15 protein-coding genes are annotated in these 11,463 nt (G+C 61.2%); 8 read left to right on the forward strand and 7 right to left on the reverse strand.

The window, feature by feature from the left end; translation table 11 throughout:
• Positions 1–36 precede the first annotated feature (36 nt).
• The 7 genes from atpG to B0B52_RS05365 all read right to left on the reverse strand — a co-directional run bounded on the left by atpG (position 37) and on the right by B0B52_RS05365 (position 5,371).
• Positions 37–903 (reverse strand): F0F1 ATP synthase subunit gamma, encoded by an 867-nt coding sequence (atpG, locus tag B0B52_RS05335; protein WP_077592570.1) that lies wholly within the window; start codon positions 901–903, stop codon positions 37–39.
• Positions 904–966: 63 nt separating this feature from the next.
• Complete coding sequence (gene atpA / locus B0B52_RS05340) at positions 967–2,520, reverse strand: F0F1 ATP synthase subunit alpha (RefSeq protein ID WP_077592571.1); 1,554 nt, start codon at positions 2,518–2,520, stop codon at positions 967–969.
• A gap of 61 nt (positions 2,521–2,581) precedes the next feature.
• On the reverse strand, positions 2,582–3,112 hold the full coding sequence (locus tag B0B52_RS05345; RefSeq protein ID WP_077592572.1) for a F0F1 ATP synthase subunit delta: 531 nt from the start codon (positions 3,110–3,112) through the stop codon (positions 2,582–2,584).
• Positions 3,113–3,124: 12 nt separating this feature from the next.
• A complete protein-coding gene (locus B0B52_RS05350; RefSeq protein ID WP_077592573.1) occupies positions 3,125–3,595 on the reverse strand; it encodes a F0F1 ATP synthase subunit B in 471 nt (156 codons plus the stop codon).
• Between the two features lie 70 nt (positions 3,596–3,665).
• Positions 3,666–3,929 (reverse strand): F0F1 ATP synthase subunit C, encoded by a 264-nt coding sequence (gene atpE / locus B0B52_RS05355; protein WP_007868969.1) that lies wholly within the window; start codon positions 3,927–3,929, stop codon positions 3,666–3,668.
• A 59-nt stretch (positions 3,930–3,988) separates the two neighbouring features.
• The gene (atpB, locus tag B0B52_RS05360) at positions 3,989–4,867 is read right to left on the reverse strand and encodes a F0F1 ATP synthase subunit A (protein WP_077592574.1); all 879 of its coding nucleotides are present in this window, start codon (positions 4,865–4,867) and stop codon (positions 3,989–3,991) included.
• 12 nt (positions 4,868–4,879) lie between these two features.
• Positions 4,880–5,371 (reverse strand): ATP synthase subunit I, encoded by a 492-nt coding sequence (locus tag B0B52_RS05365; protein ID WP_077592602.1) that lies wholly within the window; start codon positions 5,369–5,371, stop codon positions 4,880–4,882.
• Between the two features lie 232 nt (positions 5,372–5,603).
• Here B0B52_RS05365 and B0B52_RS05370 point away from each other — a divergent pair, with 232 nt between their 5' ends.
• The 8 genes from B0B52_RS05370 to B0B52_RS05405 all read left to right on the forward strand — a co-directional run bounded on the left by B0B52_RS05370 (position 5,604) and on the right by B0B52_RS05405 (position 11,405).
• Positions 5,604–6,050: a DUF4149 domain-containing protein gene (locus tag B0B52_RS05370; protein WP_077592575.1), complete on the forward strand. Its 447-nt coding sequence runs from the start codon at positions 5,604–5,606 to the stop codon at positions 6,048–6,050.
• A gap of 70 nt (positions 6,051–6,120) precedes the next feature.
• Complete coding sequence (locus B0B52_RS05375; RefSeq protein WP_077592576.1) at positions 6,121–6,699, forward strand: DUF2062 domain-containing protein; 579 nt, start codon at positions 6,121–6,123, stop codon at positions 6,697–6,699.
• Positions 6,700–6,745: 46 nt separating this feature from the next.
• Positions 6,746–7,666 (forward strand): D-amino acid aminotransferase, encoded by a 921-nt coding sequence (locus tag B0B52_RS05380; protein WP_077592577.1) that lies wholly within the window; start codon positions 6,746–6,748, stop codon positions 7,664–7,666.
• Positions 7,663–7,956, forward strand: a complete 294-nt coding sequence (locus tag B0B52_RS05385) for a YbeD family protein (protein ID WP_077592578.1) — start codon at positions 7,663–7,665, stop codon at positions 7,954–7,956. Before B0B52_RS05380 ends, B0B52_RS05385 begins: the two co-directional genes overlap by 4 nt.
• A 22-nt stretch (positions 7,957–7,978) precedes the next feature.
• Complete coding sequence (lipB, locus tag B0B52_RS05390; RefSeq protein ID WP_077592579.1) at positions 7,979–8,758, forward strand: lipoyl(octanoyl) transferase LipB; 780 nt, start codon at positions 7,979–7,981, stop codon at positions 8,756–8,758.
• Positions 8,759–8,783: 25 nt separating this feature from the next.
• Positions 8,784–9,788, forward strand: coding sequence for a lipoyl synthase (gene lipA, locus B0B52_RS05395; protein WP_077592580.1), 1,005 nt, complete (start codon positions 8,784–8,786; stop codon positions 9,786–9,788).
• A 4-nt stretch (positions 9,789–9,792) separates the two neighbouring features.
• Complete coding sequence (locus tag B0B52_RS05400) at positions 9,793–10,482, forward strand: AraC family transcriptional regulator (RefSeq protein ID WP_077592581.1); 690 nt, start codon at positions 9,793–9,795, stop codon at positions 10,480–10,482.
• 80 nt (positions 10,483–10,562) lie between these two features.
• Positions 10,563–11,405 (forward strand): DMT family transporter, encoded by an 843-nt coding sequence (locus B0B52_RS05405; protein ID WP_077592603.1) that lies wholly within the window; start codon positions 10,563–10,565, stop codon positions 11,403–11,405.
• Positions 11,406–11,463: the final 58 nt, after the last annotated feature.

The raw sequence follows: 11,463 nt of genomic DNA on the forward strand, positions 1-11,463 counted from the left end.
TCCGTTTCTTTAAATCTTTAAATCGGGTGCGGCGGTTTAAACCGCGGCAGCACCGGCAACAATTTCCGAAAGTTCTTTCGTGATCGCCGCTTGACGCGTTTTGTTGTAAACCAGCTTGAGTTCGCCAATCACGCTGCCGGCGTTGTCGGTCGCGGCCTTCATGGCCACCATGCGGGCGGACTGCTCGGATGCCATGTTCTCGGCGACGGCCTGGTACACCAGTGCTTCCACGTAGCGGATCAGCAAGTCGTCGATCACGGTCTGCGCGTCCGGCTCATAGATGTAGTCCCAGCCGTGCTGGTCCTTGTCGGCCTGCAGATGCGCCGCCGTCAAAGGCAGCAACTGCTCGACCACCGGTTCCTGGCGCATGGTGTTGATGAACTTGGTGTAGCACAGGTACACCGCGTTGATCTTGCCTTCGCTGTATGCGTCGAGCAAAACCTTGACGGGGCCGATCAGTTTTTCCAGGTGCGGCTTGTCGCCCAGTTGCGTCGCGTGCGACACCACCTTAGCGCCAACACGGTTCAGAAAACCGAGGCCCTTGTTGCCAATGGCAACTGCCTTGGTGTCGTGGCCTGCGGCCTGCACTTCCTTGAGCTTGCTGGTCACAGCGCGCAACACGTTGGTGTTCATGCCGCCGCACAGACCCTTGTCAGTCGTCACCACGATGAACCCGGTAGCCTTGGCGTCGTTGGACTCCATGAACGCATGGGTGTATTCGGGGTTGGCCTGACTCAGGTTAGCCGTGATGTTGCGGATCTTGTCGCTGTAAGGGCGGGCAGCGCGCATCCGCTCCTGCGCCTTGCGCATCTTGGAGGCGGCCACCATCTCCATGGCCTTAGTGATCTTCTTGGTGTTTTCCACCGATTTGATCTTGCCGCGTATTTCCTTGCCTGCTGCCATATGGATTCCTAAGGGGTTCCTGAGGGTTGCTTAATTACTTGCTTGACGATGAGTCAGGCGAGATCAGGCAAACGACTTCTTGAACTCGGCCACGGCCGTATTCAGTTCCGCCTCAGCGTCCTTGTCCATGGCCTTGTTGGCTTCGAGCTTGGCCATCAGGGCCGCGTTCTTGTCCTTCAGGAAGGCATGCAGGCCGTGCTCGAAAGCCAGAACCTTCTTGACTTCGACGTCGTCCATGAAGCCCTTGTTCACTGCGAACAGCGTGGCGGCCATGTTGGAGATGGACAAAGGCGAGTACTGGGCCTGCTTGAGCAGTTCGGTCACGCGGGCACCGCGGTCCAGCTGCTTGCGGGTGGCTTCGTCCAGATCGGAAGCGAATTGCGCGAAAGCTGCCAATTCACGGTACTGGGCGAGGTCGGTACGGATACCGCCGGACAGGTTCTTGATCAGCTTGGTCTGGGCAGCGCCACCGACGCGGGACACCGAGATACCGGCGTTAATGGCGGGACGAATACCGGCATTGAACAGGCTGGTTTCCAGGAAGATCTGGCCGTCGGTGATCGAGATCACGTTGGTTGGCACGAAAGCGGACACGTCACCGGCCTGCGTTTCAATGATCGGCAGCGCGGTCAACGAACCGGTTTTGCCCTTGACGGCACCCTTGGTGAAGTCTTCAACGTACTTCTCATTCACGCGTGCTGCGCGCTCAAGCAAACGGCTGTGCAGATAGAACACGTCGCCGGGGTAGGCTTCGCGGCCTGGCGGACGACGCAGCAGCAGCGAGACCTGGCGATAAGCCACAGCCTGCTTGGACAAATCGTCATACACGATCAGTGCGTCTTCGCCGCGGTCGCGGAAGTATTCGCCCATGGTGCAGCCAGAGTAGGCGCTCACATATTGCATGGCGGCTGACTCAGAAGCGGAAGCGGCCACAACGATGGTGTATTCCATCGCGCCGGCTTGCTCCAGTGAGCGCACCACGTTCTTGATCGAGGAAGCCTTCTGGCCAATCGCGACGTAGACGCAATAAACGCCTTTGCCCTTTTGGTTGATGATGGCGTCGATGGCCACGGCGGTCTTGCCGGTCTGGCGGTCGCCGATGATCAGTTCGCGCTGGCCGCGGCCGACGGGCACCATGGAGTCGATGGACTTCAAGCCGGTCTGCAGAGGCTGATCGACGGATTTACGGGCGATCACGCCGGGCGCGACCTTTTCGATCACGTCGGTCAACTTGGCGTTGACAGGGCCTTTGCCGTCGATGGGTTGGCCCAGGGCGTTCACCACGCGGCCAAGCAGCTCGGGGCCGACCGGCACTTCAAGAATACGGCCGGTGCATTTGACGATGTCGCCTTCAGCCAGATGCTCGTATTCACCGAGAATCACGGAGCCGACCGAGTCGCGCTCGAGGTTCAGCGCCAGGCCGTAGGTGGGGGTGCCATCGGCGGTTGCGGGGAATTCCAGCATTTCGCCCTGCATCACGTCGGACAGGCCGTGGATGCGGACGATACCGTCGGTCACAGACACCACGGTGCCCTGGTTACGAATGTCGCTGCTTCCGGCCAGGCCTTCGATGCGGCTCTTGATCAGTTCAGAAATTTCTGCGGGATTGAGTTGCATGACTCTTTCCTTCTTTCTATGTTGTTGGCTAAAAACCTGTAATGGCGCCTGGGCACCGGGCTCAGGAAATCAGCGCCACTTTCATTTGCTCTAAACGGGCTTTCACCGAGGTGTCCAGCACCTCGTCACCCACCACGACTCGTACGCCCCCAATCAGGGCCGGCTCCAGTTCAACCTGAAGGTTGAGCTTCTTGCCAAAACGTTTTTCCAGCGTTGAAGACAGATCGGCCAGCGCTGCACCATCAAGCGCAAAAGCACTGTAGACGGTCGCATCGGACGAACCACTTTTCGCATTTTTCAGGGTGCGAAACTGCGCGGCGATTTCCGGCAGGACGCTCAGGCGGTCGTTCTCGATCACTGCGCGCAGGAAATTTTTCCCGGCATCCGGCAGTTTCGTTTTGGCAACGCCTGAAATCACGTCAAACGCCTGTGCCGAAGTCACACCGGGATTACCGGCAAACTGCTGCAGCTGCGAGTTGGCTGCAATGGCTGCCAGCTCTTCGAGCCAGACGGCGGTGCCGCCCAGGTCAGCGCCGGAGGCTTTGAAGAGCGCCTCGGCATAAGGACGGGCAATGGTGGCTAGTTCGGCCATGTTGATGCTCGCTTAGAGTTCGGTCTTCAGGCGGCCCAGCAAGTCGGCATGCACGCTGGCATTGACTTCCTTGCGCAGAATCTGCTCGGCGCCCTTGACGGCCAGCACGGCAACCTGCTCACGCAGGGTTTCGCGAGCCTTGACGGATTGCTGCTCGGCTTCAACCTTGGCGGCGGCAATGATCTTGCTGCCTTCTTCGGTTGCGCGGGCCTTCGCCTCTTCAATCAGGGCTTGGCCCCGACGCTCGGCTTCGGCCAGGCGCACGGCCGCTTCGTTGCGCGACTTGGCCAGCTCTTCTTCCACGCGCTTGTTGGCGACGGAGAGTTCAGACTTGGCTTTATCGGCCGCAGCAAGGCCGTCAGCGATTTTTTGCGCACGCGCATCCAGAGCCGCCGCAATGGGGGGCCACACAAACTTCATCGTGAACCCGACCAAAATCAGGAACACGATCATCTGGACAATAAGGGTACCGGTAATGCTCACTGCTCATCCTTTCCCTTGGGGCCCAGCCAACAGCCGACCCGAAGGAATGACATTCTTGGGACTTTGATGATTACTTAGGCAGGTTGGCGATTTGCGCCAGGAATGGGTTGGCAGTGGCAAACCACAGCGCAATACCCGTACCGATAATGAAAGCCGCGTCGATCAGACCGGCCAGCAGGAACATCTTGGTCTGCAGTTCACCCATCAGTTCAGGCTGGCGTGCAGCTGCTTCGAGGTATTTGCTGCCCATGATGCCGATACCGATACAGGCACCGACAGCGCCGAGGCCAATGATGAGGCCGGCGGCCAGAGCGACAAAACTAATAACTTCCATGATGACTCCTTAGGACTTGGTTACGAGAGAAAAAAGAAACGAAAAACAGGGACAACTGATTAGTGGTGATCGTGCGCCTGGCCGATGTACACCAAGGTCAGCATCATGAACACGAACGCCTGCAGCGTGATGATCAGGATGTGGAAAATCGCCCAGGCCGAGCCTGCGATGATGTGGCCAATGGCCAGTGCAATGCCGGTGCCCAGCGAAACGGAGGCGAAAGCGCCACCCATCAGGGCGATCAGCAGGAAGATCAGTTCGCCGGCATACATGTTGCCGAACAGTCGCATGCCGTGCGAGACGGTCTTGGCGACAAACTCAATCATCTGCATGAGGAAATTGAAAGGGTACAGGGCCCAGTGGTTGCCGAAAGGCGCCGTGAACAGTTCATGGATCCAACCGCCCACGCCCTTGATCTTGACGTTGTAAACCAGGCAGGTGATCAGCACGCCGAGCGACAGACCCATGGTGACGGACAAGTCGGCGGTAGGAACGGAGCGCATGAAAGCGTGGTGCGGATCGTGCCCCGCAGCGCCGTAGATGGCAGCCCAGATCGCGGGCAGCAGATCGACCGGCAGCAAGTCCATGGCGTTGAGCAGGAAAATCCACACAAACACCGTCAGAGCGAGAGGCGCCACCAGCTTGCGGCTTTCGGCGTTATGGACGATACCCTTGGCCTGCGCATCGACCATTTCGACCAGAATTTCAACAGCAGCCTGGAAGCGGCCGGGAACGCCGGAAGTGGCTTTGCGTGCAGCTTTCCAGAGCAGGAAGCAGCCGATCACACCCAGCAAAATACTGAAAATCGCCGAATCGATATTGATGACGCTCAGGTCGAACGGGCCAACCAGTTCTTTGTTACGCCAGTGCGTCAAGTGGTGAACGATGTATTCACCAGCGGTCTGACCACCATGTCCAGCAGCATTCTCAGCAGCCATTTATTGCTCGCCTCAAAGTTTTTTATGCCTGGCCGCCAAAAACAGCGCAAACCAGGACACTTTCATTGTCACCACCAGGCCGACCAACATGATCGGCCAGCTCAGCATCGAAACCAGCCTTGGCGCCGCAAACAGCATTGCCAGCGTCAAGGCGACCTTGACCATTTCCCACAAAAAGAATCCGGCCACAGCTGTACCCGGATTCATCGACCAAACCTTGCCTGTCAAACCGCGCGCAAAAAGCGCTGCAGGAATGACCACCGCCAGCGACCCATAAAGGGCGGACCAGCCGGCACTTTGCTTTCCGGTCAGGATCCATGCCAGCAACGCCACCAGGACGCCCGCCACGAATTGACCCACCAGCACGTGCCAGAGCGAGACCTGGGGATGGTTTTTTCGCAATTGCTGCGCTTCTTCACGCGTCAGCGGCTTGAAATCATCCTGTTCCGTCTCATCTCTATGATCAGAGACTCTCGCTCCCCGATCAACCGCCGCATCTGTCATTTTGGTCACCACAAAGTACGGAGGCGGTTCATGGCCGGTTATTAGCAAAGCCCTTGATTATACGTAGAAACCCGCCCGTTCCCGAAAGCCCCTGCACGACACTGCGGCGGAGCCATGGCCACCAGCGTCCGCAGAACGCCTTGCAAGCGACAATCGGTTCTCCATCAGCCCCGGGCCTCCGTACCCAACGGGCGCCCCGCTCCTGCAGCGCCTGTTTTTGAAAGACCTTCGCATGCCAGCCCTGATGAAATTTCTTCATATCGCCGCCGCCATCGTGTGGCTGGGCGGCATCAGCTTCATGCTTTTTGCATTGCGGCCCGCGGTCGCCGCGCAGCTGGCCCCGCCGCAGCGCCTGCCCTTGATTGCACTGGTGCTGGAGAAGTTTTTCAGACTGGTCTGGGTCGCCGTCGGGCTGCTGCTGCTCACCGGCCTGGCCATGTTGATGGCGGTCGGCATGAAAAACGCGCCTCTGGGCTGGCACCTGATGTTCGGCATCGGCCTGCTGATGTTTGCCCTGTTTGGCCACCTCTATTTCGGGCCTTTCCGGCGCCTGAAGCTGGCCGTGGCGGCATCAGACTGGCCGGAAGGCGGGCGGCGCGTGGGGCAAATCGCCAAGCTGGCCATGAGCAACCTGATTCTGGGCGGGCTGGCCATTGCCGCGGTAATTTTCGGAGCATGAGGCACAAAAATTTGAGCATGATGAAACCAGGCGGCGCAACTTCTGCCTTCCCCGCCCCGAAAGCGCAACCATGACCGCGCAAAAAAAGCGCAATCCAGCGCCTCCTTCCTGGACCGACCGTTTCACCAAGGGAATCAGCCGCGAAACCCTGGAAGCCCACCCCTGGCTCAAACCGGTGGCGCACCGCCTGCGCGAGCCGGGGCTCTGGCACGTGCAACATGAGGCCGTGGCCCGCGGCGTGGCCATTGGCATCTTCTGGGCCTTTGCGCTGCCAGCGGGACAAATTCTGGCCGCCGCTGCCCACAGCGTCTGGTGGCGTGCCAACATTCCGGTGGCTGCGGGCGTTACGCTGGTCACCAACCCCTTCACCATCGGCTTCTGGCTGTGGCTGGCTTACCAGCTGGGCAGCCTGATCCTGGGCCAGTCCGCTGCAGACGCGGCAGCGGGTGACGCCGCGTACCAGGCCGCTGCCGCTGCGCCCGGCTTCGACGCTTTGGCCTGGCTGGCGCACTTCGGCTGGCCCGCCGTGCTGGGCATGGCGATTTTCTCGGTTGCCGGATCGATCAGCGCCTATTTTCTGGTCAAGCTGATCTGGCGCCTGCGCGTCTGGCTCAAGCGGCGTACGCGGCGCAGCCCCAATCGGCGCTAAGCGAAATCAAGGCCTGCGCGACAATCACGCTCCGCCCTCCCTATCCATGACCACATCCAACCCACAGCCCCAACCGCCCGCCCTGCCCGACACGCCCTGCTACCTCAACGGTGAGTTCACCGCCCTCAAGGACGCAAAGATCAGCGTGATGGATCGCGGCTTCATCTTTGGCGACGGCATTTATGAAGTCGTTCCGCTCTACGGCGGCCGGCCCTTCCGTTTTGCCCAGCACATGGCGCGCATGGAACGCAGCCTGGCCGAGCTGCGGATTGCCAACCCGCAGACCCGCCAGGGCTGGCAAGACATTGCCATGAAGCTGGCGGCCGACTACGCGCTGCAGCAGCACACCTCACCCGAAAAACTGGACCTGCTGGTGTACATCCAGATCACCCGGGGCGTGGCGCCGCGCGACCACGTGATGTTGCCAGGCCTCACGCCCACCGTCTTCGTGATGATCAACAGCCTGAGGCCAGTCCCTCCGGAGCAACGCGCCCACGGCGTGGCCTGCGTGACGGCCGATGACTTTCGCTGGAGCAAGGCCCATATCAAAAGCACCAGCTTGCTGGGTGCCGTCCTTGCGCGCCAGATCAGCGCCGATGTCGACGCCGTGGAAACCGTGATGTTTCGCAACGGCGTCCTCAGTGAAGGTGCTTCCTCCAATGTCTGGGTGGTCAAGGATGGCAAGGTCATGGGCCCGCCCTGTGACAACCTGGTGCTTGAGGGCATTCGTTATGGCCTGATTGAAGAAATCTGCCGCGAAGCAGGCATCGGTTTCGAGCTGCGTCGCATCAGCCGCGAGGAAGTTTTCGCTGCCGACGAGTTGCTGCTTTCATCAGCCACCAAAGAAGTGCTGGCCATCACCAAACTCGACGGCAAGCCCGTCGGAAACGGCCAGCCCGGCCCGGTCTGCGCAAAGCTGTACGCGGCCTACCAGCGCGCCAAACAGGCGCATACGGAGCAAGCATGAACACCCCCACCCCACCCCCAGAAGCGCCGCGCCAGGAATCACTGATCGAATACCCTTCACTCTTCCCCATCAAGGTGATGGGCGAAAAGGTTGACGGGCTGGTCCACGCCATCAGCATGATCGCCCGCCAGTTTGACCCGGCGTTTGACGCCACCACCATCGAACTGCGCGAAAGCAAGGGCGGCAAATACCTGGGCGTAACCATCACCGTCACCGCCACCAGCCGCGAGCAGCTCGACGAGCTGTACCGCACGCTGTCGACCCATCCGATGGTCAAGGTTGTTTTGTGAAGCCCCGGCACGGACTCTCCTGATGCAGATCGAGGTGCGCCACTTGGGCCGGGTCGAGTACCTGCCCACCTACCAGGCCATGCAAACCTTCACGACAGGTCGCAGCCGTGAAAGCGCAAGCCAAATCGGCGATTTCCCCAATAACGACGGGCATGATCAGCTATGGATTTGTGAGCATCCGGCGGTCTACACCCAGGGACTGGCGGGCAAGCCAGACCACGTCCTGAACCCCGGCGATATCCCCGTGGTGCAAACCGACCGCGGCGGGCAGGTGACTTTCCATGGCCCCGGCCAGGTGGTGGCCTACCCGCTGATCGACCTCAAACGCGCCGGCTACTACGTCAAGGAATACGTCTATCGCATCGAAGAATCGGTGATCCGCACACTGGCCCATTTCGGCGTCACCGGGCACCGCGTAGCGGGTTCGCCCGGCATTTATGTGCGCATGGACGATCCCTTCTCACATGCGCGCCTGCAGCAGCCCTCACCCCGACCCTCTCCCGCAAGCGGGAGAGGGAGCGAACGGCACCCTCTCCCGCTTGCGGGAGAGGGCAGGGGTGAGGGTGACCCCTTTCGTGGCCTGGGGAAAATCGCCGCGCTGGGCATCAAGGTCAGCCGGCATTGCACCTATCACGGGGTGGCGCTGAATGTCGCGATGGACCTTGAACCCTTCTCGCGCATCAACCCTTGCGGCTATGCCGGGCTGCAAACCACAGACCTTTCTACAATCGGGGTATCGGCCAGTTGGCAGGACGCCGCGGACGTGCTGAGCCAAAAGCTCGTCACTTACCTGGCGCCCTGAGCACCTTCCTTCAAAGAAATACACCATGAGCACCCCAGAAACTGTCAATCCTGTTGTTCGCGACATCCAGAGCCAGGAAGACTACAACCCGCTGGCCAAGCAAAAGGCCGCGGCCAAGCTGTCGCGCATTCCGGTCAAGGTGGTGCAGGGCGAGATGCTCAAAAAGCCCGAGTGGATTCGCGTGAAAGCCGGCAGCCCGACCACGCGTTTCTACGAGATCAAGCAGATCCTGCGCGAGAACAAGCTCAACACCGTGTGTGAAGAAGCCAGCTGCCCGAACATCGGCGAATGTTTCGGCAAGGGCACGGCCACCTTCATGATCATGGGCGACAAGTGCACGCGCCGCTGCCCGTTTTGCGACGTGGGCCATGGCCGGCCTGACCCATTGGACGTGGACGAGCCGCTGAACCTGGCCAAAACCATTGCCGCACTCAAGCTCAAATACGTGGTGATCACCAGTGTGGACCGCGACGACCTGCGCGACGGCGGCAGCCAGCACTTTGTCGACTGCATCTCGCGCATCCGCGAACTCTCGCCGAACACAACCATTGAAATTCTGGTACCCGACTTCCGTGGCCGCGACGACCGCGCACTTGAAATTTTGAAAGCCGCGCCGCCCGACGTGATGAACCACAACCTGGAAACCGCGCCGCGCCTTTATAAAGAAGCGCGCCCCGGCAGCGACTACCAGTTCTCTTTGAACCTGCTGAAAAAATTCAAGGCCCTGCACCCCGCCGTGCCGACCAAGAGCGGCATCATGGTCGGTCTGGGCGAAACCGACGAGGAAATCCTGCAGGTCATGCGCGACATGCGCGCGCACAACATCGACATGCTGACCATCGGCCAGTACCTCGCGCCTTCCACCAGCCACCTGCCGGTGCGCCGCTACGTGCACCCCGACACCTTCAAGATGTTTGAAGCCGAGGCCTACAAGATGGGCTTCACCCATGCCGCCGTCGGCGCCATGGTGCGCAGCAGCTACCACGCCGACCAGCAAGCCCACGCCGCGGGCGTGTCCGACGCCGTCTGACACCATGACCACGCCGCAAGGCTCGCTGTCGCTGCGCCATTACGGCGCTTCGCCCGGCAGCCATGCGCATTCGCACTTTCAGGTGCTGCTGGGCCTGGACGGCGTGCTGGAGCTCGAAGTCCAGGGCCGCGGCCAGCGCATTGGCGCCGGCCAGGGCTGCGTGATTGCCCCGGGAGAGCGTCACGACTTTGAAGCCCGCAGCGGCAGCCGCTGCCTGGTGCTCGACACCGCACAACCGGGCTGGGCGCATTGCCCGGCCCAGCCGGCACAGGCCGCGCAAACCCTGGCACTTGCCCACTACCTGGCGCAGGCGCTGCAGTACCCGGACAGCCTCGCGCAGCACTACGGTCCCATGCTTCTGCTTGACGCGTGGCGCGCAACCAGCCCCGCACCGAAACGCTATGAACGCCCCATTGACTGGAACCAGCTCGCCATCTGGGTTCAGCAACATCTGCACGAGCCACTGAGCGTGGCGCAACTGGCGCAACAGGTATTTCTGAGCCCTTCGCGCTTTGCAGAGCGCTGCAGGCGCGAGACCGGGCTCAGCGTGATGCAGTGGCTGCGCAGCCAGCGGTTGGCGCTCGCCGTGCAATTGCGTGACGGCGGAACGAGTGTGGCCGAAACTGCGCTGCGCTGCGGCTACCAGTCGCCCTCGGCGCTGACGGCAGCGCTGCGCCGCTTGCGGCTTCACTGAACATCAACGCCGTTGTTCCGCGACGGCGAACCCGGCTTGCTCGACGATCCGGCACGCGGCCGCCGACTATGCTTGGCGGCATGCCAGCCAATCTTTACGCTTTGGGCGCCATCGCACTGTGGGTGCTCCTCGCCTCGCTGGGTGTGTCGCTCCGGCACCTGCCACCTTTCCTGCTGACCGGCCTTGCGCTGCTGACAGGCAGCCTGCTGGCACTGCCGTTTGTCTTCAAAGACAGGCGGGCCTGGTCCATCCCGCCCGCCACGCTGGCCCTGGGTGTGTACGGCCTGTTCGGCTACCACTTCCTGCTCTTCATCGCCCTGCGCCACGCACCGCCGATCGAAGCGAATCTGGTCAATTACCTGTGGCCGCTGTTCATGGTGGTGCTTGCGCCGCTGTTCCTTCGCGGCATTCATCTGCGCGCCGTGCATGTGGTGGCCGCCCTGCTCGGTTTTGCCGGCGCGGCAGTTGCCATCCTAGGTTCCGGTAGCGGCGGTCAGGGTGGCGGTTGGTCTTGGGGTTACCTGCCGGCACTGGGCTCGGCCTTCATCTGGGCCAGTTACTCGCTGCTCACAAAACGCGTCGCGCCATTTCCCACCGCAGCCATTGGCCTGTTCGGTCTGGTTTCCGGCGTGCTGTCGCTGCTGTGCCACTGGGCCTTGGAGCCTTCTGTAGCGCTGTCGACTCGCGACGCGCTGCTGCTCGCGTTGATGGGGCTGGGCCCGCTGGGCGCTGCGTTCTTCCTGTGGGACAAGGCACTCAAGCTGGGCGATGCGCGGCAGATCGGCATTTTGAGTTACCTCACGCCGCTGGGCTCGACCGCGTTGCTGATGCTGGTCAGCGGGCGGTCGCTGACCTGGAGTATCGGCCTGGCAGCGACCATGATTATTGGTGCCGCTGTGTTGGGGACTCGAAGGGGAAGTTGATAGAGGCGTCACGCTGCGCCTGTTGTTTGTCCTGGACAGTAGGAGACTCCCCACTCCC

Origin of the sequence: Polaromonas sp. A23, assembly GCF_002001015.1 — a bacterium.
Classification (GTDB): domain Bacteria; phylum Pseudomonadota; class Gammaproteobacteria; order Burkholderiales; family Burkholderiaceae_C; genus Polaromonas.

Coding starts and splice junctions, on each gene's coding strand:
- atpG (WP_077592570.1), bottom strand. CDS start 903: ATGGCAGCAGGCAAGGAAATACGCGGCAAGATCAAATCGGTGGAAAAC.
- atpA (WP_077592571.1), bottom strand. CDS start 2,520: ATGCAACTCAATCCCGCAGAAATTTCTGAACTGATCAAGAGCCGCATC.
- B0B52_RS05345 (WP_077592572.1), bottom strand. CDS start 3,112: ATGGCCGAACTAGCCACCATTGCCCGTCCTTATGCCGAGGCGCTCTTC.
- atpE (WP_007868969.1), bottom strand. CDS start 3,929: ATGGAAGTTATTAGTTTTGTCGCTCTGGCCGCCGGCCTCATCATTGGC.
- atpB (WP_077592574.1), bottom strand. CDS start 4,867: ATGGCTGCTGAGAATGCTGCTGGACATGGTGGTCAGACCGCTGGTGAA.
- B0B52_RS05365 (WP_077592602.1), bottom strand. CDS start 5,371: ATGACAGATGCGGCGGTTGATCGGGGAGCGAGAGTCTCTGATCATAGA.
- B0B52_RS05370 (WP_077592575.1), top strand. CDS start 5,604: ATGCCAGCCCTGATGAAATTTCTTCATATCGCCGCCGCCATCGTGTGG.
- B0B52_RS05375 (WP_077592576.1), top strand. CDS start 6,121: ATGACCGCGCAAAAAAAGCGCAATCCAGCGCCTCCTTCCTGGACCGAC.
- B0B52_RS05380 (WP_077592577.1), top strand. CDS start 6,746: ATGACCACATCCAACCCACAGCCCCAACCGCCCGCCCTGCCCGACACG.
- B0B52_RS05385 (WP_077592578.1), top strand. CDS start 7,663: ATGAACACCCCCACCCCACCCCCAGAAGCGCCGCGCCAGGAATCACTG.
- lipB (WP_077592579.1), top strand. CDS start 7,979: ATGCAGATCGAGGTGCGCCACTTGGGCCGGGTCGAGTACCTGCCCACC.
- lipA (WP_077592580.1), top strand. CDS start 8,784: ATGAGCACCCCAGAAACTGTCAATCCTGTTGTTCGCGACATCCAGAGC.
- B0B52_RS05400 (WP_077592581.1), top strand. CDS start 9,793: ATGACCACGCCGCAAGGCTCGCTGTCGCTGCGCCATTACGGCGCTTCG.
- B0B52_RS05405 (WP_077592603.1), top strand. CDS start 10,563: ATGCCAGCCAATCTTTACGCTTTGGGCGCCATCGCACTGTGGGTGCTC.